This is a genomic window from Listeria tempestatis (assembly GCF_963575625.1).
In the GTDB taxonomy this organism is placed as follows: Bacteria; Bacillota; Bacilli; order Lactobacillales; family Listeriaceae; genus Listeria; species Listeria tempestatis.
On sequence record NZ_CAUYTK010000013.1, the window covers coordinates 36,516 to 60,269 of the forward strand.

Genomic DNA, 23,754 nt, shown 5'->3' on the forward strand with positions numbered 1-23,754 from the left:
TCAAAAACATGCTAATATATTAAAAAAGGAGGCTGGGAGTTATATCCCAGCCTCTGGCACTTGTTATATTAATTTAATCGTCATGATTTCTGCAGGTTGTAGTTCATTCGGGAGTGGGGTCTTTCCTTCTTCAAGGAGGTTTGTACGGTAGCTACCGCGCGTACCTGCTTTAATTTTGAGTGGTTCTTTTGTTGTTTTTAAATTATAACCGCGCAGGATTATGGCATCTTCTGTTTGGGCTTTTTTAAGGGCGGTCATTAAGAAAGCGTCGTTATTTGCTTTTAGGAAAGCTGCTGTAGCAGGGATTTCTCCGTGATGGCGATCTGTTTGTTTCGCGCTAAAGGGCACTTGGAATTGTTTTGCTTGATGGAACGATTTTTCACGTTCATCAGCACCGTGCACAATTAAACCGTAGCGGAAAACGTGTTCACCTAGACACTGCGCTTCTGGCGTAGGGAAGTATCCCCAGTCCCCCATCTCACCCACAGAGCGGAATAGCGTCAGCGCGATTGTATTATCCGCTAACACCTCATACTCATTTAAACCAATGTTTGCAATTGTCATTCCGCAAACCTCGTCTTCCATATGCACGAAAGCATGTTGATGATTCGGATTTGTCGGGTTTTCCCACGTTTCTGGCATCTTATTTTTCCGCGTCACCACTTCATAAATGCTGTCTGCTTGATGGACGCTCGTTTCAAAGCTCGTTGGGAATAAAACGCGCAACCTGTGATCTTTGATGTCGTTATTCACGGTCGTTTCAAATTGCACGAGCGAATTGTTTTTCTCTAAAATAACACGAGTCGTGATGACCATTTTTTTCATTTTTTTAGAGCGTTTAGCTTGCCTTAACTTAAATTCGAGCACCATTTTTTGTTCCTTGTCGAGCAAATCGTCCGCGGATTCAGGGACAAGCATTTCTTTTCGGATTTCAATTTCCCCAACATTTGGCGTACTTCGAATGACCCGAACTTCAGCTGGGCTTTCATGCGAGTAGTAGCGCGGAACTCCGGTCGGCTCAAAGAAAATATATTCGTTCCCAATATCTCCCGTTTCCTCAAAAGAAAGAAGGTTTTCATGAACGCGACCAGTTGGCTTGTGCGTTACTGTCAGAAGTCCGTTTGGCTTTACATCAACACGAACAGTATCATTTTCAAGTGTACGCTCACCCGTCAAAACGCTACCCGAACTAGCAATAGGTGATTTTTGTACAAGGCCAAAAACCTCATGGCTGTATGCCGGCATGTCTGTCAGAAACAGCTCGACAGTAATGTAGCGCGCAATATAAGGCACTCTAAAAGCATCTTTAGGTAAATCGAAACCAAAACGTACGTCTTGCGATAAGAGCTCAAACGGAACTTGATTGCCGCGAACGTCCACAACACAAACTTCAGGTGCAGGTTTATTAGAAAGTTTATCGTAGAGCGTGTCATGTTTATTGCCTGCAAAAAGCATTCTCTCCCATTCAATCTCAATCGTAACAGAGCCCGTTTTTTTGAAAGAGGTCGTATTCCAAACAACGAACGGTTTCGCGTCAGCATCAAAGGCACTCGTATCAATTTTATCCGCGAGGAATACCGCCGCCTCATTTGCTACATATTTGCCAACTTCATTTGCCGTTTCAAAACGTGTTAACATGCCGCGGTGAACCGAATCTACACTACATCCACAAATGCTATCATGCGGGTGGTTTTGCATCAACGTCTTCCATGCATAATTGAGTTTGTCAGTTGGATATTCAAAACCTTCCGCAAACGCCATTGTCGCAAGCGGTTCAGCGATATTTTCTAGCTGGCAGCTCACTTCCGTGTTTTGCTGTTTCAAATATACGCGCGAAGACGCTGTATTCGCAAGCGTGTACCAACCGTCTGATTCTTGACTTGTAAGTTCACCTTCAATGACGCTCATTTCTGCCGGCAAATCCGCTTTTAGTGCGGCTAAATACGTATCAAAACCAGCATGAATAAATTCAATGTCAGGATACAATTCATTGGCAACACGAATAGCTTCTGTAATATCCTTTTGGACTGGTTGGTGGTCACAGCCGTTCATCATAAGCAAATGGTCTGTTGCAGCATATTGTTCGGCATCGTGCAGTTTTTGCTCCCAAAATGATTTTGCAGCCGTTTTGTCCGTTGGGATTTCATTCCCGTTGCTGTACCAATTGGCAAATAGCACGCCTAGAATGCGACTACCGTCTGGGCCGTCCCACCACATCTCTGAAAACTGTGAGGAATATTTTTCATCGTTTATGACAACATTATTAAAACCAGTCGGCTTGACTCCTCGGCCAAAAGCAGCCACATCCAAATTCGCTTCTTTCATCAATTGCGGAGTTTGTCCCATGTTGCCAAATGTATCTGGGAAGTAGCCAAGCTTAACAGGTTCCCCCCATTTTTTACTTTCTTGCATACCAATTAGCATGTTGCGCACGTTTGATTCGCTGCTTGTTAAAAAGGCGTCTTGTAAAATGTAAAATGGGCCAATTTTCAGCTTGCCTGCTTTAATGGCTTTCCTGACAGCCGCTTCTTTTTCTGGGCGCACTTCTAAGTAGTCGTCCAAAATGATTGTTTGTCCGTCTAAATGGAAACTTTCAAATTCTGGATCGGTTTCAAACAATTCGAGCAGGTCGTCAATCAATTGAATGAGCCGCATATGATGCGCCTCGTACGGAATATACCATTCTCTATCCCAGTGACTATGCGAAACAATATAAACTTTTTTCACGTCTTCTCCTCCTATTTTTCAACTCGAATATCAAAATAATCCATTACAAGCTCACAAAACATCATATTCGCCCAAGAAAACCATTCACGTGTATAGGCATTTGGATTATCCACATCAAAACCTTCATGCATTAAATTCGTTCCACCGTCACAATCAACAAGCAAATTTAAAATACGTTCTTTCTCCGTCTTATCATCTGTTGTCATGCCCTCCATCGCAAGCGCAATTGGCCAGATATAATTAGGCGGCGTGTGCGAACTGCCAATGCCTTTCGCAAACTCTCCTTTATAAAAATAAGGGTTTTCCTCACTTAGTAGCACCTTTCTCGTTGCCAGATACGTTTCATCATCTGGTGACACGTAACCTAAGTACGGCGCCGAAAGTAGGCTTGGTACGTTTGAATCGTCCATCACACTCACACCTCCAAGACCATCCACCTCATACGCAAAAATCGTCTCACCTGCTTTTGATTTTGTTTTTCCGTATGTCTCAATACCTTCTTGAATCGCTTCCCTAAGCGCCTGAATCCGCTTCACAAGCGTCACATCACTTTTGATTTCCTTGTAAATTTCCTCCAAATAACCAAGCACAACGACCGCAAACATATTTGACGGGACTAAATAGCCAAACTTACAAGCATCATCACTCGGTCTAAAACCTGACCAAGTCATGCCTGTGTAGCCAACCCGTGTCCCTTTTCCGTCTTCAGGTAGCGTATCTTCTATGCGCCACGTGTCGCGCGTAAACATATACGGAGAATGTTCATGTTTTTGTTCCACTTCCCACACATTTAAAATATTCTTCACTGCCTGGTGGAACGTTTCATTAAATTGTTCTGTTTCTCCCGTCGCCTTATAAAGTAAATAACTTAATTGAATAGGATAACAAAGTGAATCAATTTCGTATTTCCGTTCCCAAACTTGCGGATGCATTTCCGTGTTATCCGTTTGATGACCTGCACCATTTGCTTCTTCATTGAATGCGTTTGCATAAGGGTCTAAACAAATAAATTGCATTTGGCGCTCGACTAAACCGCGAATCATTCCAGCTATTTTTGAATCCTCTTTTGCAAGAACGAGATAAGGTCTAACCTGTGCTGTAGAATCGCGTAACCACATAGCTGGTATGTCACCCGTAAGCAAAAATGTTGTGTCGTCTGGTAAACGTTTGACCGTTGTGAGAAGTGTATTAGCAAAACAGGCATTAAAATTTTTCGCCCAGTTCGCATGCGACTCCCCACATTTCTCCGTTATTGTTTTCATGAATTTTTCCACCGAAACCGGCACCTCTTGATATGTCATTTAAAACACTCCTAAAATTTGATATATCTTTTTATTACTAAATACAGTATAACGATGTTAGCATAAATTGTCTAGTGTTTTTTCATTTTATTTTCCTTTAAACTATAAATTTGGTATAGTAAAAATATCAAATGATATATCAAAGGGGGTTATTGGAATGGTCAAAAAACCACTTTACCAGCAAATTAGCGAACATCTTGAAAGTCAAATTATGTCTGGCGAGCTACAAGTTGGCGCACAGTTGCCTACAGAACATGCGCTAGCTGCCTCCTATCAGACAAGTCGAATCACATCAAAACGTGCGTTATCTGAACTGGAAAACAAAGGTTTAGTGGAGCGAACTCGCGGTAAGGGGACTTTCGTTAAGGCGCGTTCCATTTCAAGAGCGGCTACTTCTATGAAACAAGTCCTTTTTATTTTGCCTTTTCCAGGCCAACATGACCTTGGGAATTTCACGGCGCTAATGCTCCCGTATTTAGCGGAAAAAGGTTACCATGTGCATATTCAGGACGAAAGTTTCCTAACTCAAACGCATTTTTTCCAATTGATTGAACAATATGACGGGATGATTTACTATCCAGAAACTGGAAATTCAAACTTGGATATTCTTTATCAATTGCATTTTCAGGATTTTCCGGTTGTTTTACTCGATAAAAAAATGGAGGGTATTCCGTTTCCGTATGTGACGGCTGATAATTTTAGTGGTGGGTATTTGGCGGCTCATTTGCTCCTTTCGAAAGGCCATAAGAAAATCGCCTTTTTAAACAGTAGAACAATTCAAGAAACTTCTACTGTCCGTGAGCGTTATATGGGTTATTTGCGGGCTTTGTTTGAGGCGGGGATTTCATTTCATACGGAAGCGGACGTGCTCTCCGAGGAATCTTATGCGAGGCGCGCGCAAAAGTTTGTCGCAGAAGGTGTTACGGCGGTTGTCGCAGAAAATGATTTGATGGCTATTCAATTTATGAAGCAAGCGAAAGAAGTGGGGATTCGTATCCCTTCGGATTTGGCTGTTACTGGCTTTGATAACATTCAAGCTGCAGAATTTGTTGAACCATCGCTCACAACGATTTCGCAAGATTTTGAAGCGATGGGAAGAACAGCCGCAATTCATTTACAAAAACGAATTCAAAAAAAAGACGTGGAAAACGCCATTATTCCTGTTTCTTTAATTGAAAGGGATTCGAGCGGGACACGTTAGAACTGGAGGAAATTATGGACGTTACACAAATCGATACTCGGCATGGCACGAATAATCAACACAGCTATTCAAACGGGAATACGCTTCCCTACACTTCTGTCCCGTGGGGCATGAATCATTTTGTGCCGCAAACAACAAACAATAATGGAAGTTGGTTCTTCCATCCGAACGACCACACCTTCCAAGGCTTTCGCCTGACACACCAACCAAGCCCGTGGATGGGCGACTTTTCTTATTTTTTACTCACCCCGATTTCTGGAAAATTGGCAAATTCCGACTTATATTTTGCCCAAAGTTCTTACCGACCGAACGAAGCTGTTTTTAGCCCGCACTACTTGAAAATCAAACAACTTCGCTATCAAATTACAAGCGAACTCGCACCAAGTACTTACGGTGCGAAAATCCGACTTTCTTATACGAAAGAAGAACAACACGGCTTCATTTTTTCTGCTGAAAATATCAGTTATATTGAGGTGGACGAACAGCAAAATCGCGTTTTAGGGTACGTACAAAATTTTGCTGGCTGCGCGGATCCAGAATTCAAAATGCACTTCGTCTTAACGGCTGACTACCCGTTTGATTTCGCAAACACGGGGTTCCAAGCATCTGGTGAAATCATTTCAAATTCGGCACAAAAAGCTGAGAATCAATTTTTCCAAGTTAGTTTTGGCGGATTGGCAGCTAAAACGGTGGAAATTAGTTTGGCGACAAGCTTCATCAGTTCAGAACAAGCATGCCTCAATTTAAAGCGGCGAGCAAATGATGATTTTGAAGCGACCAAAACGAGGGCAGCCGCGAAGTGGAATGCCTATTTAAGCAAAATTCAAGTAAGTGACTCGGATCAGGCGAAAGTTTCCACATTTTATCATTGTCTATACCGAACGGCGCTTTTCCCGCAGCGCTTTTATGAATATGATGCGAATCAAAATGCCGTTCATTATGATACGACGGCGCGGCGCGTTTCGGATGGAAGATTATATACAAATAATGGATTCTGGGATACGTATAAGACGGTGTTTCCACTTTATTCGCTTTTGATTCCTGATGAGTACGAAAAAATGCTTGGTGGCTTTTTAAATAGCTACCGCGAAACAGGCTACCTGCCAAAATGGCTATCGCCTGACGAGCGCGGCCTCATGCCAGGCACACTCATTGATGCGGTCATCGCAGACGCTGCCGTAAAAAATATTGGCACACATTTAATGCCAGAGTTCCAAGACGCGATGCTAAAAGCGGCTACGACACAGTCTGACAAAGAGAATTACGGTCGCCGCGGCGCGCTTGATTACAACCGTCTTGGCTATGTTCCTCTAAGCTACCATGAAAGCGTCAACCACACTTTAGATTACGCCTACAGTGATTTTTGCATTTCAGCCGTCGCAAAGACACTCGGAAACAAAGCGCTCGAAACCGAATACGAGGAACGCTCGAAAAACTACCTACATATTTTTGACAAAGAAACAGGTTTTATGCGCGCTAAAGATGAAAACGGAAATTTCAGAACCCCCTTCAATCCTTTTTCTTGGGGGAAAGACTACGCCGAGGGGAGCGCTTGGCAGAGTAGTTTCGCGGTTTTCCACGACTTTTTAGGCCTAAAAGAAGCATACGGCGAAGGTGGATTTTTGCGTAAGCTGACCGAGCTCGCAAACACGCCTCCCGCGTTCGATGTAGATGGCTACGGCTATGAAATCCACGAAATGAGCGAGATGGCGATGATCGACTTCGGGCAAATTGCACTGTCCAACCAACCAAGTTTCCACCTACCCTATTTGTTCGCCTACGCGAAAAAACCTGCTTATACGCAGGTTCTAATCAAGCAAGCTATAAATCAATTTTATGACGCTAGTGTGGACGGCTATCCTGGCGATGAGGACAACGGCAGCATGTCTGGCTGGTACATCTTCAGCGCGCTCGGTTTCTATCCCGTGACACCCGGCTCGGGAGAATACGTCTTTGGGATTCCCGCTTTCGAAAACGTGCGCATTGAACTGCCAAACGGCAAAACCTTAACGTTAAATACAGCGAACAATTCGCCTGCGCATCAATTCGTCACAGCCAGAACGCGCGACAATAAACCTTTAAAATCGCTTTTCATCACCCACAGCGACCTAATCCGCGGCGGCAATCTAACCACCACGTTAGGCCTTGTACCAGAAGAGCATGAGATTTCAGAGGAAGAATTACCGTTTTCCATTTCAAATAGAGAGTAAACTAGCAAGCTAAAACCGAGAAACATTGTCTCCACTTGGATTCGTTTCTCGGTTTTTAACAGTTTATTAATAATGTACTTTTTATTTTTCCAACTTAACTATACATATTTACCCACTCACTTTCCCATCTACGGGCGAAAGCTCATTAAATACACTATCACATTATCTAAATACCTCGTAAAGCCTACGTGCCTATAAATATTCTTCCATTTATTTTGCACTGCTTCCAGTCCCTATTGATGTATTTTCTTATCAAAAAACATATCAGGTCGTATACTGCATTTAATACTGGGATTTTTTAATTCATTAAATGTAGAATAAAACAAAAAGCGTATCACTTAGCTTAGTTGTTTTTCTCGTTGTAGTAATGGTTAATGTATAGAGAATGTTTGTGAAATATCCCTTTGGTCAAAATATGCATTAAATTGATGAATGGCATATTTAGGGAAATATATTCCTATATCACTATGCTTTTTATAATCATAGATACTTATATCAATATGGATATGATAATCTTTCATAAAAACTAACAGCTTTTTAACATGATTTTCATACATACCATCTAACGGGCTTACCAAAATAGATATTTTACTTTTGCTTTTTTTATGAATAATTGATTGGAGCATCCTTTCATTTAACTCATGACGGTTCTCTTCTGAAACACTACCCATAATATACTTGAGTAACGGTTGATGTTTATAAATGTATAAATAATCTCCCAATAAAATTTGGGGAGCCCCAGAAATTGAAGCTCCATAATTATATTTATTTTCAAAATATATCGCTGCATACCCTCCTTTGCTCGAACCACATGTTACAACATTTACTTTATCCACCTGAAGCTCGAGTCTTACTTTTTCAATTAGACGATAAACAGTTTGTTCGATATAAAAGTCTTTACTTTCACCAAGGTAATACGCACCTTTTCCTTTTGGTCCAAAATCATCTAAAATATACAGCCTTGATGTTTTTAAACCACGAAACTTAACCACATAATTATAACGTGCTTTCTGACCTTCTCCCGGATACGCTGAAAAAATAACAAGTAATTTTTTAGTTTTTTGTTTTTTAAAAAGAAGATATTTTAAATCACATTTCTCATCACTAAAATTCTTCTCAAAGATTTTTGAATACCACATATAAATTTTTATGAGTAACCGCTTTACTTTTTGGATCAAAAACTTTTTCATCCTTAGAATCCACACCTTCTCTAGTTTGGAAAAATTAAGATTTCTATCACCTGAACTCTCAAAATTTTGTATATAAACCTGCAAAGCTTATTAAACTTAATCGTATAAAAATAAATCAAAATCATATTCCTGCATGTTCACTTGAAAAATATTTTACAGTATTTCCTTATCACTTTAAACTTATTTTTAAAGCTTATTTTTAAAAACGCACTGTTTTTTATGAATATTTTGTTACAGTTTAAAAATAGACTTTACTTGCGCCATACAAGAAATCACTACTTTTTCATTGTATTTTCAAAACTAAAATATAGAGGACCCCGTTCAAAAAACACCTTCCGCGAAGAAGGTGTTTTTTGGCTTATTTATTTTCTTTCAAAAAAGCATCGTATTGTTTTTGTAGTTCTTTTCTAACTTTTTCATAGCCCGCTTTTTCAAGTTTTTTGTTCATTTCTGGGATCGCTTTATCAGGATCCAAAGTACCCGTGTTTAGGCCGTCGATGTACTGATTCATCACGTTTGCAATGTTTGAAAGCTCGGTTTTAATAGAATCTGTTTTAACATTAAAGCCTAGAAGTGGTGACTCCGTTGCGTTTGCAATAGACTCATCACGCGTTTTAATCATATCGTCTGTAATGTTTGCAGTTGGGTAAAGAACTTTGTTATTCCCTGTATTCCAAGCAGATAAATGATTATTCGCTTTATAACCATCTAATAATTTTGCATGATCATTATCTGTTTTTTCCCAGTTTTTGCCTTCTTCACCGTATACAAGTGTGTTTAGCACGTCTGGATTTGAGTTGATCACACCTAGGACTTCAACTGCTTTTTCTTTGTTTTTTGAGTTACTTGAAACGACAAAGTTTGCCATTTGGGATTGTGCATTTGTTTTAGAAGGATCTGTGATTGGACGAGATACAAGTTCTTGACCCGCAACTTGCGTAAGTAACATATCACCATAATCATATGGACCTTGTGTTTCTTGACGAACAAACCAAGTTGCTCCGTCTAAAGGATACTCAGTAGTATTTGTTGCTGCATCTTGTGCAACATAACCTTTTTTGTAGAAGCCATGCATTGTGCGTAAATTCTCGCGTAGTTCTGTTGTATCAAATTGATTCACAATTTTCGTTGTGTCACCTTTTAAGTCAACTGCAAACGGCATGCCATTTTCAATTGGGTATTCTAAATCTGCTTCAACTTTAAAGCCTTGACCAGCTGCTAGTGGCATAACACTTTTTTCATTTTTCTTCACTGTTGCTAAAAGTGGTTCCAAATCCGCATACGTATTCACATTTGAGACATCTAAATTATATTTATCTAAATATTGCTTGTTGAATGTGAGGACTTGTTGCGCGAACACATTGCCGTTTACCGGCATCGCGTACAATTTTCCATTAATCGAATTCCCTTTTATATAAGCTGGGTCTAATTGATCATACGCTTCTTTTGCATATTTTGGTAAAAGATCCGTTAAATCAGCGTAGGCTCCTTTTTGGGCATTGATGACATAGTTATTTGCGAAGGCGATATCATAGTTTTCGCCTGAGGATACCATAACGGACATTTTCTTGTCATAATCGCCCCAAGAGATGAAACGCATATCCAGTTTAGCGCCCGTCTCTTTTTCAATAGTTTCATTTGCTTTTTCTAACAACTTATCGAAGCCCTCAGGTTTATCACCAATTTGATACATCACAATGGTATCTTTATCACTGCCTTTTGCAGAATCAGATGAACCACAAGCCGATAGTGAAACAAGAAGGACTGTTGCAAGAATCCCTGCTGTTAATACTTTTATCCACTTTTTCATTTTTCCTTCCACTCCTCTTTTAAAATATAGTTTTACCTAAGCAAAGAAAACGCTTTCTAGGAAAAATTATACTATTTGTCCATACTTCCAAAAAGGTATAAATCATATTAAAAAAGCGATAAACTATAGTTTTTATATAAGCGGTACGGTAAATTGGAACTTGTCACATAATCCATTTTCTCAAGCTGATCCGCCGTTTTCTCTGCTTCCACTAAATCTTTTTTCACGAGCGCTTTGGCTAAAACGAGTTCACACTCCGCCCGGTTTAAGCACGGTGCGATTTCAGTTTGAAAGCGCGAATTGGGTAGCTCTCCTAGCTCACGCAGCGCCAAAACGAGTTTTTCTACTTCAGCATGAATCCCTTGCACATCATTTTCGCGCAGTAAAATTTGATGGCGGAGCGACAAGCCAAAATGAACGCGAGTATTTTGATTATGCTCGGCAAAAACACGAAAACTTGGCAGAAAATCGCCGGCAAATTCGGTCAGTACTTCCTCAAAATTTTCACTTCCACTATACCAAGCAAATTGGCTCATATGGTGAAGCGTAATTTTGGAGAGCTCTAGTGCGGGCATTGGATTGGCGACAAGCCCAATTGTGCCGCTTTCCGCCAAATACGGCGTCCGATTTTCATAAGGAGAAAGAAAAAATTGCTTCTTATCGTCCAGAAAGTCATTGACTGGTGTATTATCCCAAACAATAATGGGGTGACCGTATGTGTCCCTCATTCGTAGCGTATCTGCTGTTGTAATTGCATGCGCGAGCGTTTCAGGTCCCGTCCAGAAGAACGGGATTTCAGGCGGCGTATGCCTAGCGAGTTCAGCTAAATACGGCGAATCAAAGCCGTTGTCATACTCTGTCGGACAAACAACTAGCTCATAATGAACGAGCGTCTCACATAAAAATGCATCCACCTCGCGCACCAAATAGGCATGCGCCACACCCGGCGTCAGAAAACGTTTTTTCGTTTCACCTTTCAAAATATAATCAATATCATCGAGCAGTAAACCAAAACGCGTCACACCAACATCAATTAGCTGCTTTAATTTCGAAAAAAGTGCCTTTAAATCCGCCATAGACGTATAGTCAATATCATTCCCCGGACTAATCATATAGTAAAAATCAATATCCCAATCTGCCGCAAAGTGCACATATTCCTCAAAAAGAGCAAGTTCCTCTTTTGGGTAAAACTCACGCCAATTCATGCGACCAAGCGTATCATGTTTTGGCGCGTACATATAAGTGTTCAGCTTATGGTCACGAATAAAACGAAGAGCTCTAAGCCTGTCCTCGTGCTGCCATGGCTTGCCGTAAAAGCCCTCCACAATGCCGCGCATCGGTAAAGATGCCACATGACTTATTTCTAAAAGCGGCACAAAAACAGTATCTGCACGCACAATGATATGCTCCATAAACGCTTCCATGCCGTATCTTATGCCGCGCCGACAAGAAGCGTGAATCGTCACAAGCTCACGCTCAACTTTAAGTTTAAAGCCATCGCCTGGAATTCCGCGGTCAAAAACGTGACGTAGTCTTACATCGCACTTTTCTTCCGTGTCGCCCGGTAAAATTTCAAAGAGTTGTTTTGGATTCGAGCGTCCATACGGGACATCTTCTGGCTTGCCAAAACGAATGAAGCGGCTTTCCAAGCGTAATTTAAACGCCCCTTTTTTAAACGAAAGATATTCGCCCGTTACGTATTTTTCTTTGTATTTCACGCCTGTTCCTCCTATTCGATTGGATTGAAGTTCGCTTGATATTCCTCACGAAACTCCTTTGGCGAGATGCCGCAAATTTTCTTAAAGCTTTTATAAAAGTAACCTGCGCTCGTATAGCCTGTTTTTTCCGCAATCTCGCTAATGGTCATACCCGTATCTACCAAGAAACTTTGTGCCCTTTTAATGCGATATTGGTGTAGATACTGGGAAAAACTTTTGTTTGTTTCTTTTTTAAAAAGCTGACCAAGATACATGGTGTTCATATGGATTCTGCCAGCGATTTCCTTCAGCGACAGTGCAAGATGATATTCTTCTTGTACGATTTCAATGACGTCTTGCACGTGCTGCGAGTAAATTCTCCGACCCTTACTGCTTCTAATTTCTTCTATCGTGTCCCAAATAACAGGTTCAAGTTCTTCAAAATTAAGACCAGACGTAATCTTTTCCGCCTGATTTTGATAAAATTCTTCGCTCAAGCCTTCGAATTGGCGATATAAGTCAATGAAAATCAGAAAAATAATGTGCCGCGTGTAGTCTGGTTTTGCAGCTGCCGCACGTAATTTAGCAAAAATAATTTCAATTTCACCTTGAATCGTTTCAAAATCACGTAGCGATAGCGCTTTATTAAATTCAACGAAGGAAATGCTCGGTAGCGCCCCCCGAGCGTCCACATCGCCAACTTCACTACTTTTCAAGCCGTTAAAATCATAAAATTCATGTAGCCTGCTTGAACTTAGCGCGCTGTCATAACTTGATGGCACTTCTTTCATATCCACAACCGTTTCCCCAACAACCAAATCCGCATCACTTAAACTAAGCGCCGCTTTCATTTTCTTCGTAAAAATCTTAAGCGGCATTTTATCCCCTAAATAAACAAGCAACCACATATCAATTTCCAGCGCATAATGAATGAGCGGTTGATTTTCTTGAATCAAATAGTCTTGAATTTGCATTTCATCCGGTCCGCGTTTTATAAAAATAACCGTGTAGTTTTCCGTTAACACATCAATATTATTTTCTAGCAAATAGGTACTTAAATCACTGTAAATGATATCGCCGTGAATCCAGCTTAGAATGAAATATTCCGCCAAGTAACCTTGATCGCGTTCGTCCTGCTCATCTTGTTTTAGCGCTTTTGTAACCATTTGGAGCGTTTCGACCATCTCCGCTTTATTCACAGGCTTTAACAAATAATTTTCCGTTCCAAGCTTTAGCGTGTCCTTCACATATTGGAACTCCTGATAACCTGAGAGCATGATGAAACGAAAAGGAATTCCTTCCTCGCGCGCTTTCGCGACAAATTCAATTCCCGAGAGAACTGGCATGTTGACATCGACAACGACCAAATCAATTGGATTTTTACGAACATATGCGAGTGCCTCTTCTCCATTTGCTGCCGTTCCAACAACCTCATATCCATATTCCTGCCATGAAATCAGCTTCTTTAAGCCATTCACAATCATATACTCGTCATCCACTAAAAGAACTCGATACATTAGGATTCACTCCTCTTCTTTTTAAAAGGAAAGCGAATTTCAATCGTTACGCCACCCGTTTCATTTTGCATAATCCGCATTTGATAGAGACTTCCGAAAAAACCACGCATTCTTTCGTTTACGTTTTTAATGCCAATTGATTTTCCTTCTTCAAGAGAATTATCTTTAAGTAAATCTTCTTCCAGTTCATTAAGTTTGCTAAGAGGCATTCCTTTCCCGTTATCCTTCACAATAATGACGACCGTTTCATTTTCTAAAAAGGCTTTAATGCTACCAGCGTTATCTATCCGCGTATAATCTACACCGTGGACGAAATAATTTTCAAGTAATGGCTGAATAATAAATTTTGGAATCCGCATATCTCGCACTTCATTTGCAACTGAGAAAGAATAGGCCAGGCGGTCTGGATAGCGCATCTGATACAAATAAAAATATTTCTCACAAAAGTCAAATTCGGCGGCGACTGTTGTTGTTTTCTCTTGCGAAATATTATTTCTAAGTAGCGCAGCAAACGCATATACGACTTCTGCGAGTTCGTCTGCTTCGAGGCTTACAGCATACATGCGAATATACTCGAGCGTATTATATAAGAAGTGAGGATTAATTTGTGACTGAAGCGCTCGCATGTTGGCATCCTTTTGCGCAATTTCCAGTTCATAAATATCTGTGATGTACTGGTTAATGCTGTCTAGCATGGCGTTTATACCATGTGAAATCGCGTATAGTTCCCCTTCTTTGCTACTCTCATCAATTCGCGCTGCCATTTCCCCATTTGAAACATCCTGAATCGAATATAGAATCCCTTTTACTTGTTGATTGTATTTCGAAAAAATTTTGTAGAGTGCTGTAATGAGTAATAAATTAAGTAAAAATACGCCTATCCATAAAAATATAAGCGAGCTTTTCATGGAATGCCACACATTTTGATTGGAAATTAGCGTCACAACTTGATACCCATTTGCTAGTGTCACATGTTTCACAGTGTAGTTTTTGTTTAGTTCGGTCAAAGTTTTATTAATGCCATTTGGTAGCTCTGCCTCTAAAACTTCTTTACTCTTGTCGTTTTTATCCATTTGGTAATCAAACACGAGGTTTCCTTGTTCGGTTAAAATGTAGAGCGAAACAGGCAAGTCTTCTCCGTATGTCGATAGTGTTTCTTTAAATTCATCCGGTCGTAGCGTTAAATAAAGATCTCCCATTTTTTCAAGTGTCGCTGGATTCAGTAAATTTTTTTGCAAACGAACACCATCTTCTTCTTTTGGAACAGCATCGACTAAATAGCCGTTTTTATTCGCCAAATCTGAATACAGTACTTTTTTTTCGTCCTCAAGTGATATAGCAATGGACTGAACACTTTCGTCATCATAATATATTTCGCGGAGTCTTAGTGGTAAATAATTATATTCCGTGCTCGTTTCATTATGAATACTGTAATTCAAATATTCTTCGCTGTTCATATCAAAGAAATGGTGCAAGCTGTCTACTTTCGCTTGATTACTGAGTAAATCACGTGTAATCAAGTCTAATTTAGAATTTTTCCCAGAGATGATGTCTGCCACGTGCCCAGCAGATTGATTCGTTGCCGTTTGTGCAATTTTTTCATCGCGCTCAAAAATAAAGTAACTAACAAACGCTGCAAAAATTGTGATGCCAACAATTAAGACGACGGCGTACCACTTTAACAAATACATGAAAACATTTTTCTTTTTCACAAAATTCCCACATCCTCTTATTCCAGTTCAAACTTCTTGTTTATCATCTCATAAACTCCGCGGGTAATAAATAGGGCAAAAAAGATTGTAATAGCTTCCACACCGAATAATAGGAGTGCTGGGTATTTAAAAGTTAAGAAACCGACTACAAAAAAGCCCAAAGCCATTTTAATGAGGGTAAAAAAATTGCTAAAAAATGCCATGACAGAGAGATTTAAAATATTTTTCACGTTAGTCTCATAACGCGCATCTGTGATTAGTACGAAGAAGTAGCCTAGAAAAAGTACGCACAAGCAAAACGCGAGGACGAGAGTAATGACAAAGAAAACGAGCCCCTTCATTTGGACGACTAGATATAAATTGTAGGCAAGGAGTGCAAATGCCCCTGCAAATAGGTAAAACAATGCGTTCCCACGTTTAAAACTTGCTTTAAACTGTGCAAAAGCTCTTTTCCAAGTTATTTCTTTGTAGGAAAATTCTTCTGAAAAGGCTAGTTGTGTGATGGTTGACCACGCTGGGCCGATTCCTAAGAGAATACCTCCACAAAACATTAAGCCGACAAAAATAAGGTTTAATTTGATGATGGTATAGCACCGTATAAAGATTTGTTCTATTGCGCGTCCAATCATGATTTCCTCTCCTTTTAAAAACGCCAGAAAGGAAGCAGAGTAAACTGCTCCCTACAAGGCCTTATTCTTTTACGCCACCGATTGTCATGCCTCTTACAAAATACTTTTGGAAGAACGGGTAGCTTAGAGCAATTGGTAATGTCGAAATAACAACCATTGCCATTCGGGTCGCTTCTCGCGGAATGGTTGCAAGGCCACCTGCCATATTGCCACTCATTCCAGCATTTTGAGCCATATAATCGATATTTGATTGAATCTTCATGAGTAAATATTGTAATGGGACTAAATTGTCGCTTTGAATGTATAGCAAGGCATTGAACCAGTCATTCCAATAACCTAAAGCGGCAAATAAACTAATTGTCGCAATTCCTGGAACTGCAAGCGGTAAGACGATTTTTACGAAAATCCGAATTTCACTTGCCCCGTCAATTCGCGCGGATTCAATAATCGAATTTGATACAGAACGATTAAAGAACGTCCGCATCACAATAATATTAAACGGACTTAATGCCATCGGTAAAATTAGCGCCCAAACGGTATCTTTTAATTGAAGCATATTGGTCATAATAATATAGTTTGGTACCATCCCTGGGCTAAACAACATTGTAATGAGCGCGAAAATGGTTAAAAAGCGGCGCCATTTAAAATTTGGTCTTGAAATAGCATAGGCATACGTAGATGTAAAGCTAACATTGATAATTGTTCCAAAAACGGTTACAAATACGGTTACAAAAAGTGATTGTAAAATTTGATCTTTCATTTCATACAAATAGCGGTAACCATCAAAGCTCCACTCGGAAGGGATAAGTTGATATCCTTCTGTTACAAGGGCATTTTCGCCCGTCAAAGAAATGATAATAACAAAAATTAGCGGAAATACACACGTAAAGGCGAATAAGCCAATTAAAATAGAGAAGAGTAAATTCGTTTTTTTCCCAAAAGTGCGGTGTCTTACTTCTGAAATTTTGATTTTTTTCTTTGCCATTTTTTACTCCCTCCTAGAAAAGTGCGGATTCCGGATCATATTTGCGGACAATCAGATTCGTTCCAACTACGAGAATAAATCCAACTAATGATTGGTAAAGCCCTGCCGCAGCTGCCATCCCAATGTCACCAGTACTTGTCAAACCATTATAAATGTATGTATCAAGTACAGAAGTTACTTCATAAAGCGCACCTGAATTTCGTGGCACTTGGTAGAACAAACCGAAGTCTGCACGGAATATATTCCCGACTGCTAAAATGGATAGGATTGTGATTAACGGAACTAGTTGCGGCAAGGTAACGTTTTTCACTTGCTGCCACTTACTCGCACCGTCCATTTGTGCAGCTTCATAATAGGTCGGGTCAATTCCCATAATCGTTGCGAAATAAATAATACTGTTATAGCCGACACCTTTCCAGATGCCCATAAACACTAATATATATGGCCAGTATTTCGGTTCTGTATACCAGCTAATCGCTTCGCCACCGTTTGCAACGATAATGCTGTTTAAAAGCCCTTTATCTGGGCTTAAGAAAGCGTAAACAAAATAGCTAATAACGACCCATGATAAAAAGTAAGGTAACAACATCGACGTTTGATAAACCTTAACAAGTCTTTTCGAACGTAGTTCACTCATAATAATTGCAATCATAACGGCCACAATAAGCCCTAGCACGATAAACGCCAAATTGTATAACACGGTGTTCCGTGTAATTAAATAGGCGTTGTCTGAACTAAATAGAAATTTAAAGTTATCAAACCCGACCCACGGACTCGCTTTCAAGCTGTCAATAAAGCCGCCAGCTGCATATTGGAAGTCTTTAAATGCGACAACGTTTCCGAAAACTGGAATATAAAAGAACACAATTAGCCAAGCAAATCCAGGCAAGCACATTGCCAGAAAAGCTTTATTTTTCATAAATTCGCGTCCCAATTTTTTCATGCCTCTCTCCCTTTCTTCTGAAAAAACAGTTTCTCATGTACTTTTATTTTAGCGAAAGAAAAAAAATCTCAAAAGATACAAAACATAGATAAAAAAGGACGAACTATATAATTTACATAAAAAAAGATTCCTGTCATTAATGACTGGAATCTCTCAGCTTGTAGAAAAACTTAAAGTTTACGCAAAACAAAACGGTCCACGCAAAATCAGACTGCTGACAAATGGTGAGATTCTAGGCAAAACCGAGTACCGAAGTGGAGCGTACTTAAGTACGTGAACCTCGGAACGGAGGGTTTAACGACGAAGATTGCCGTTTGTCAGTAGTCTGAGATTCCTGTCTATTAATGACTGGAATCTATTTAACACTTTTAAAAATGAAGTATCCTTTATCTTTTACGACGGTTTCAACATTACCAAACACTTCTTCCATTTTTTTCGCCGCAGAAGGGCCACCTTGTTTTTTCTGAATCACAATCCATAATTCACCGCCGCGAAGTAAATGGTTATAGGACTCTTCTAAAATGGCATGGACAACTTTTTTCCCGGCACGAATTGGCGGGTTACTTACAATCGCCTGATAGTCTGTTTTTGAAATATGTTCATATACCGAGCTTTCAAAAATATGCACATTTTGAATATCATTTAAAATCGCGTTTTCCTTTGCGAGTTCAAGTGCGCGCAAATTGACATCTACCATATCGACAGTGGCTTCTGGGTAGCTTTTTGCTATAGCTAGACCAATTGGACCGTAGCCACAACCGACGTCTAAAATGCGTCCGCCTGCTTTGTTGAACTTGAACGCTTCTATTAAAACACGCGAACCAAAGTCGACCGCATTTTTTGAAAAAACACCTGCATCGCTAATTAATTTAAATTCATTTTCCCGAAGGATAAAATTCAAATATTTTCGCTCATGTTTTAAATTATCGTCATTAGAAAAATATTGTTTCGTCAAATTTCCTTCCCCCATTTCTCTCACCATTAAATATAACATAAGGGGAGAAATTCTGGAATGGTCCGTCTGGGAAAACTTCCTCCTGCTTTTCGTCCCTTCTTTATACGGTCTGAAACAGAGTAAAGAAAAGCCCGAAAAAATATAGCTTTCGGACTTTAAACTTATCTATTCAAATAAAACGAGCCATGTTTATGCTTCTTTTTTCTTAAAGCCTTGCGCTTCAAATTGTTCGACCGTATCTTTATAGCTTACATTTTTCGGATCAGTTGTTCCTCCGAGCAGTGAGCTCACTTTTTCTGCGTCCACTTTATCTAAGTCGATTGACATTTCAAGTTTAAGTGCGTCATCAGTAAATGTAGCTTTTAAAGAAGTCCCTTTTCCGTCTTCATATTCTTTATACTGTTCTTTTACTTTATCTTCATACTCTTTTTTCATCGCATCGTCTAACTTCTCACCTTCAGCAAGACCAAAATAGCTAAGCGGATACTCCATTGTTTGGTCCACTTTCTTCAACTTGTCTCCGTCATGCGTAAACGTTGCTTCTAAGTTTGCTCCACTGACTTCTGCCACATAAGTGTCTTTCTCTAAGTTTGCCTTTTTATCTCCGCTACTACAAGCTGATAATGCAAAGACTACTAATACTATTGTTAAAAAGCTTAATATTTTCTTCATGCTTAGTCTCCCTTTTTTCATGTTAGTGGGTAACGATTTAATAAACTCGCTTGATTTTGCTTCAATTCAACATATGACACAATTGTATCGCTATACCAACTTGTATCAAGTTCTTCCTGGCCGTTTAAAAAACTAACAATATAATCGTCCCAGCTTTCAAAATGAGTTGCGGCATCTTCTAAGAGCTGCTCCAAACAATTCCACGCCTGTTCTTCACTTAGAAAACCTACCGAAAAACAAACACGTACAATATAGCCTAGGCGATCTAAATCAAACGCTCCGTAAGTTTTTACTTTATCCGCTGATTGAAGTAGCGCGTTCGCGTCAAAATTAAATTTTTGCGCCGCCTTAGTGATATCTTTTTTAACAGCCATCGTCGTCCTATCTGAAACCGTATTGACATAGTTATTATTTTCAATCCAGCTAGAAATAAGGCTCATCGCTGAATGACTATCATAAATATTAAACATTGGTAACCAGTATTTGATAATTTTGGCTGCACGATTTTTTGGATAATACAATTTCAAATCTTTATTAGAGCCACTCAGTTTCGTTTCCACTTTATGCTTACACTCTGTAGTCGCTCCTCCTATGCATAATAATTTTTCTTTGTCCGCTGAAAATTTGTTAAAATCTACATATTCTTTTGGAACAGCTACTTCTTTTCTACTAAATAATCCCATTTTGCACACCCTTCTTCGAGTTTTTGAACACATTTAATTCTACAACTTGTAGTTTTATATGTCAATAGTAAAAAAGAAAAAAATCCACCTAACCAATTGGCTAGGCGGAAAATTTATTTTATGAAAAATAACTTAAATTGGTTGTTAATAACCGAATCATTAGTAATGCTCATCTTGTTTTGTGCTACTAAATTGCTCTCAAAAGGATAACTCTCCAGACTGCCATTCAAAATAAATGTATCCGCCTGACTCGCCTGCGCTTTAATTGCATAATCCTTCATGGCCCCCTGAATTGTAATTTTCGTATCGAAAGGACTCGCTACTGAAATGAAAGTATCCCCTTTTAATACGCCATTAAAATCTAAGCGCGCACTTTCTTTATTCGTTATTTGGGTAGATTTCGCAATACTTGTCTTTTTAAACTTCATATCTCCGCCGGCCAAAGTAGTCAATTGGAGTTCACTAGCTGTTACATTTTGCGCATCTAACGAGCCTCCGTTATTTATGACAAACTTCTCCGCAACGTCCACTTCATTTAACTTACTAGCCATAAAAGAAGTCATTTCGAGATTCGTAACACTCGACTTTTCCACTTGAATAAGGGAGCTCTGACCTTGAAGGCGCATCGTTTTATTTATTTCACTCCCCGTCATTCTCACATTTGCAAAATTCGGTTTCACCAAAAGCGTATCCGTTTTTACGTCTTGCAACTCGCAAAATGCCTGAATCCCATCAATATTAATTGATTTTGCTCGTACATCTGAAATTATCACGTTACTCCCAGAGGTTTTAATATCAATTTTTTTATAAACCTTATCTTTTTTTAAAGTAATTTCAATATTCGCGTAAGTTTCAGAATTTGGCTTTTTATAAGTTAGCGTGCCATTTTCCACAACCAGATTCTCATCACTTCCCGAACTAAAAGATTCCGCATCTCCACTTTTAATTGTGATATTCTGCTGAACATCTTGCAAATTAATTGCAGAAAATGTGTCGCGTGTCGCGTTATCTTCGCGCGTGATGGTAACACCTTTATTTTTCTCATAAGCAAAAACCTTCGCCTGATAAACATTAACCAATAAACCCACAACAAAGAGCGTGACAAATAGGCAAATAAATACAAGCCAGCCTGCGCTACTTTTTTTGTAAGCTGCAATTGAAATAAGGCGCTCTTTCAGTGTTCTCGCATTTTCATGTAAGGAAACCGACGCATAAGATTCCTTATAACTTCCCGATTTCACAACCGAATGTAACAATGTATCCCCGTAGGCTAAATATTCGTCATGAGGCAAACAAGCCAGAACGCCTTCATCACAGGCAAGTTCCCTATCCCGCTCAATCTGCCTATTCATAAAGTACATCAGGGGATTAAACCAGTACAAACAAGTAAAAACTTGCGTAACCCACACAAAAATCATATCTCGACGCTTGCAATGGATCAATTCATGTAAAAATATATGACGCAATTCTTTGTTAGAAAACGAGGTTCCAGGTAACACAATTATTCTCTTATGAAGCCCAAAAAAAATAGGCGATGAAACAATTGGATTCACCATCACTTCAATGGGCTTCGTAATTCGAATTTCCTCCATCGCTTCCGAAAGAATATCTATTTTCTCTGGATCATCAAGAAGATTGGCACCTGACATTACAAATTTTTTAAAATTCCGGTAAGAGGCAATTCGGTAAACTAAAAAGACAATCGTAACGGCAAGCCACGCCACCCATAAATAATTCAAAATAAAGCGGATGACCATTGTTTTTGTATCACGCTCCACCGTAATGCCGTCTCCCCCAATTACCATAGACGTCAATCCATCAAACTCACCAGGCGTTGCCCACAAGAAGGCATTACTTTTTTGCACAAAGAAAAAAGCAAACGGCACTACCAAAAAGAAAAACACAACGAGCCAAACATAATAGCCCTTCTTTTTAGTTAAAAATCGGCCGAATACTTTTTTAAAAAGCCAAACAAGAGGTATTAAAACGATTGATGTGATTGACATGGATAAAATTAATTTAAATAATTCGCTCATTCGTCTAATTTTTTCCCTTTCCAAAACTGTTGTAAGCTATCGATTTCATCTGGCGAAATTAAATCTTTTTGAACAAGATTCGTAATTAAACCTTTTACATCACCTTCATAAACATCATCTATAAACGCTTCTGTTTGATTCTCTAGATATTCTTCTTCACTCATAAGCGCATAATATTCATTTTTTCTACCGATTTTTTTCACACCAATTATTTTTTTATCCACTAATCTTGCTAGAAAGGTCAAAACGGTATTTTTCTTCCACTCAAAGCCCTGTTCTCCTAGTTTTTCGGCAACATCAGTATACTGAACTGCTCGACCATAACTCCAAACTATTTTCATGACTTCTAGCTCAGATTTAGACACACTTTTATGCATACATAGCCCTCCAAAAAACTTTCTACCCTCAATAGTAGCATGGCTCACTTACAAAATACAATAAAAAAAACTTATTTTACGCATACGCTGAAAAAGAGGCTGTCACCAAAATCACATTAAGAAAAAACATCTGGCAGTGTCATTTCGCTTACACTTGCCAGATGTTTCTTATATTTTATTCAAGATTTAGAGCTATATTATTCGCCTTGCTCTTTTCTTTTTCTTCTTGCTGCTAGTGCATAAATTCCTGCTAATCCCCCAAGAAGTCCAAATCCTAGTCCTTGTAGAGAAGAGGAATCTGTATCACCAGTCTTAACGAGTTTTCCTTTAGGGATTACGTTATTTACTGATTTAGCAGCTTTCTCACTTTCTCCAACTGGTGCTACCCCTGAACCAGTCGACGTATCTGATGTGGAATCTGTTTCTGCACCAGATGTTGAAGTTGATTCACTTCCTGTTGATGTCGATTCGCTCGCACTTGTTGATGTGGATGCTGAATATGATTCACTTGCCATGGATTCAGATTCACTTGCACTCATTGAATCACTTGAGCTTGCAGAATCAGAATCACTTGCAGGCTCAGATAATGATTCACTTGCCATGGATTCGGATTCACTTGTGGAATCGGACGTCGATACAGAGTCGCTTGCAGAGTCGGAGTCACTTACACTTGTCGATTCTGAGTCGGATGCAGATGCAGATTCGCTTGCCATAGACTCAGATTCGCTCGCACTTGTGGATGCTGAGTCAGAGTCGCTTGCTAATGATTCAGAATCACTTGCACTTGTGGAATCCGATGCGGAGTCAGAGTCACTCACGGATTCACTTACGCTTGTCGATTCGGAATCTGATGCTGATGCGGAGTCGCTTGCCATAGACTCGGATTCACTTGCACTTGTTGATGCTGAATCGGATTCAGAGTCGCTCACTGATGCAGAATCACTTATACTTGTCGATTCTGAGTCGGATGCAGATTCACTTGCCATAGACTCTGATTCACTTACACTTGTGGAATCCGATGCGGAGTCAGATTCACTCACGGATTCACTTACGCTTGTCGATTCGGAATCTGATGCTGATGCAGAGTCGCTTGCCATGGACTCGGATTC

At 39.6% G+C, this 23,754-nt stretch carries 18 protein-coding genes and 1 pseudogene; 3 read left to right on the forward strand and 16 right to left on the reverse strand.

Translation table 11 applies throughout. The annotated features are described in order from the left end of the window. Positions 1-63: 63 nt before the first annotated feature. Together R8923_RS12600 and R8923_RS12605 are read right to left on the reverse strand one after the other, a co-directional pair. Positions 64-2,727: an alpha-mannosidase gene (locus tag R8923_RS12600; protein WP_485873110.1), complete on the reverse strand. Its 2,664-nt coding sequence runs from the start codon at positions 2,725-2,727 to the stop codon at positions 64-66. 11 nt (positions 2,728-2,738) lie between these two features. Beyond that, entirely contained in the window at positions 2,739-4,028 is a 1,290-nt protein-coding gene (locus R8923_RS12605; RefSeq protein WP_485873111.1) for a glycoside hydrolase family 125 protein, read from the reverse strand. 157 nt (positions 4,029-4,185) lie between these two features. Between R8923_RS12605 and R8923_RS12610 the strand changes: the two genes are divergently transcribed. Then, positions 4,186-5,229: a GntR family transcriptional regulator gene (locus tag R8923_RS12610; protein ID WP_485873112.1), complete on the forward strand. Its 1,044-nt coding sequence runs from the start codon at positions 4,186-4,188 to the stop codon at positions 5,227-5,229. Between the two features lie 14 nt (positions 5,230-5,243). Beyond that, positions 5,244-7,439, forward strand: coding sequence for a GH92 family glycosyl hydrolase (locus R8923_RS12615; protein ID WP_485873113.1), 2,196 nt, complete (start codon positions 5,244-5,246; stop codon positions 7,437-7,439). Positions 7,440-7,810: 371 nt separating this feature from the next. Here R8923_RS12615 and R8923_RS12620 read toward each other — a convergent pair whose 3' ends face one another. The 14 genes from R8923_RS12620 to R8923_RS12685 form a co-directional block, all read right to left on the reverse strand. Further along, positions 7,811-8,629 (reverse strand): hypothetical protein, encoded by an 819-nt coding sequence (locus tag R8923_RS12620; RefSeq protein ID WP_485873114.1) that lies wholly within the window; start codon positions 8,627-8,629, stop codon positions 7,811-7,813. Between the two features lie 358 nt (positions 8,630-8,987). Beyond that, positions 8,988-10,439, reverse strand: a complete 1,452-nt coding sequence (locus R8923_RS12625; RefSeq protein WP_485873115.1) for an ABC transporter substrate-binding protein — start codon at positions 10,437-10,439, stop codon at positions 8,988-8,990. A gap of 107 nt (positions 10,440-10,546) precedes the next feature. After that, entirely contained in the window at positions 10,547-12,157 is a 1,611-nt protein-coding gene (locus tag R8923_RS12630; RefSeq protein WP_485873116.1) for a beta-N-acetylglucosaminidase domain-containing protein, read from the reverse strand. Positions 12,158-12,168: 11 nt separating this feature from the next. Beyond that, positions 12,169-13,653 carry a response regulator gene (locus R8923_RS12635; RefSeq protein ID WP_485873117.1) on the reverse strand — a complete coding sequence of 495 codons (1,485 nt, stop codon included), beginning with the start codon at positions 13,651-13,653 and terminating at the stop codon, positions 12,169-12,171. Further along, positions 13,653-15,365, reverse strand: a complete 1,713-nt coding sequence (locus R8923_RS12640) for a sensor histidine kinase (RefSeq protein WP_485873118.1) — start codon at positions 15,363-15,365, stop codon at positions 13,653-13,655. Before R8923_RS12640 ends, R8923_RS12635 begins: the two co-directional genes overlap by 1 nt. Before the next feature lie 17 nt (positions 15,366-15,382). Continuing rightward, on the reverse strand, positions 15,383-15,994 hold the full coding sequence (locus R8923_RS12645) for a YesL family protein (protein WP_485873119.1): 612 nt from the start codon (positions 15,992-15,994) through the stop codon (positions 15,383-15,385). Positions 15,995-16,055: 61 nt separating this feature from the next. Beyond that, the gene (locus tag R8923_RS12650) at positions 16,056-16,979 is read right to left on the reverse strand and encodes a carbohydrate ABC transporter permease (RefSeq protein ID WP_485873120.1); all 924 of its coding nucleotides are present in this window, start codon (positions 16,977-16,979) and stop codon (positions 16,056-16,058) included. 13 nt (positions 16,980-16,992) lie between these two features. Further along, the gene (locus R8923_RS12655) at positions 16,993-17,922 is read right to left on the reverse strand and encodes an ABC transporter permease (RefSeq protein ID WP_485873121.1); all 930 of its coding nucleotides are present in this window, start codon (positions 17,920-17,922) and stop codon (positions 16,993-16,995) included. Positions 17,923-18,277: 355 nt separating this feature from the next. Next, entirely contained in the window at positions 18,278-18,877 is a 600-nt protein-coding gene (locus tag R8923_RS12660; RefSeq protein WP_485873122.1) for a class I SAM-dependent methyltransferase, read from the reverse strand. A 189-nt stretch (positions 18,878-19,066) separates the two neighbouring features. Beyond that, complete coding sequence (locus tag R8923_RS12665; RefSeq protein WP_485873123.1) at positions 19,067-19,549, reverse strand: DUF1307 domain-containing protein; 483 nt, start codon at positions 19,547-19,549, stop codon at positions 19,067-19,069. A gap of 17 nt (positions 19,550-19,566) precedes the next feature. Further along, entirely contained in the window at positions 19,567-20,232 is a 666-nt protein-coding gene (locus tag R8923_RS12670) for a DUF1266 domain-containing protein (RefSeq protein WP_485873124.1), read from the reverse strand. 113 nt (positions 20,233-20,345) lie between these two features. Beyond that, positions 20,346-22,268 carry a M56 family metallopeptidase gene (locus R8923_RS12675; protein WP_485873125.1) on the reverse strand — a complete coding sequence of 641 codons (1,923 nt, stop codon included), beginning with the start codon at positions 22,266-22,268 and terminating at the stop codon, positions 20,346-20,348. Then, on the reverse strand, positions 22,265-22,645 hold the full coding sequence (locus R8923_RS12680; protein ID WP_485873126.1) for a BlaI/MecI/CopY family transcriptional regulator: 381 nt from the start codon (positions 22,643-22,645) through the stop codon (positions 22,265-22,267). The genes R8923_RS12675 and R8923_RS12680 overlap by 4 nt, the downstream gene beginning before the upstream one ends. Positions 22,646-22,842: 197 nt before the next feature. Further along, a complete protein-coding gene (locus R8923_RS12685) occupies positions 22,843-23,160 on the reverse strand; it encodes a hypothetical protein (RefSeq protein ID WP_485873127.1) in 318 nt (105 codons plus the stop codon). Here R8923_RS12685 and R8923_RS12690 point away from each other — a divergent pair. Continuing rightward, positions 23,159-23,754, forward strand: a pseudogene (locus R8923_RS12690) (hypothetical protein); the annotation flags it as partial. The gene R8923_RS12685 and the pseudogene R8923_RS12690 overlap by 2 nt on opposite strands.

What these genes read in the sequence shown, in the direction of transcription:
- R8923_RS12605 (WP_485873111.1), bottom strand. Translation starts at nt 4,028, where the DNA reads ATGACATATCAAGAGGTGCCGGTTTCGGTGGAAAAATTCATGAAAACA.
- R8923_RS12610 (WP_485873112.1), top strand. Translation starts at nt 4,186, where the DNA reads ATGGTCAAAAAACCACTTTACCAGCAAATTAGCGAACATCTTGAAAGT.
- R8923_RS12615 (WP_485873113.1), top strand. Translation starts at nt 5,244, where the DNA reads ATGGACGTTACACAAATCGATACTCGGCATGGCACGAATAATCAACAC.
- R8923_RS12620 (WP_485873114.1), bottom strand. Translation starts at nt 8,629, where the DNA reads ATGAAAAAGTTTTTGATCCAAAAAGTAAAGCGGTTACTCATAAAAATT.
- R8923_RS12625 (WP_485873115.1), bottom strand. Translation starts at nt 10,439, where the DNA reads ATGAAAAAGTGGATAAAAGTATTAACAGCAGGGATTCTTGCAACAGTC.
- R8923_RS12635 (WP_485873117.1), bottom strand. Translation starts at nt 13,653, where the DNA reads ATGTATCGAGTTCTTTTAGTGGATGACGAGTATATGATTGTGAATGGC.
- R8923_RS12645 (WP_485873119.1), bottom strand. Translation starts at nt 15,994, where the DNA reads ATGATTGGACGCGCAATAGAACAAATCTTTATACGGTGCTATACCATC.
- R8923_RS12650 (WP_485873120.1), bottom strand. Translation starts at nt 16,979, where the DNA reads ATGGCAAAGAAAAAAATCAAAATTTCAGAAGTAAGACACCGCACTTTT.
- R8923_RS12655 (WP_485873121.1), bottom strand. Translation starts at nt 17,922, where the DNA reads ATGAAAAAATTGGGACGCGAATTTATGAAAAATAAAGCTTTTCTGGCA.
- R8923_RS12665 (WP_485873123.1), bottom strand. Translation starts at nt 19,549, where the DNA reads ATGAAGAAAATATTAAGCTTTTTAACAATAGTATTAGTAGTCTTTGCA.
- R8923_RS12670 (WP_485873124.1), bottom strand. Translation starts at nt 20,232, where the DNA reads ATGGGATTATTTAGTAGAAAAGAAGTAGCTGTTCCAAAAGAATATGTA.
- R8923_RS12675 (WP_485873125.1), bottom strand. Translation starts at nt 22,268, where the DNA reads ATGAGCGAATTATTTAAATTAATTTTATCCATGTCAATCACATCAATC.
- R8923_RS12680 (WP_485873126.1), bottom strand. Translation starts at nt 22,645, where the DNA reads ATGCATAAAAGTGTGTCTAAATCTGAGCTAGAAGTCATGAAAATAGTT.
- R8923_RS12685 (WP_485873127.1), bottom strand. Translation starts at nt 23,160, where the DNA reads ATGGCAAGTGAATCATATTCAGCATCCACATCAACAAGTGCGAGCGAA.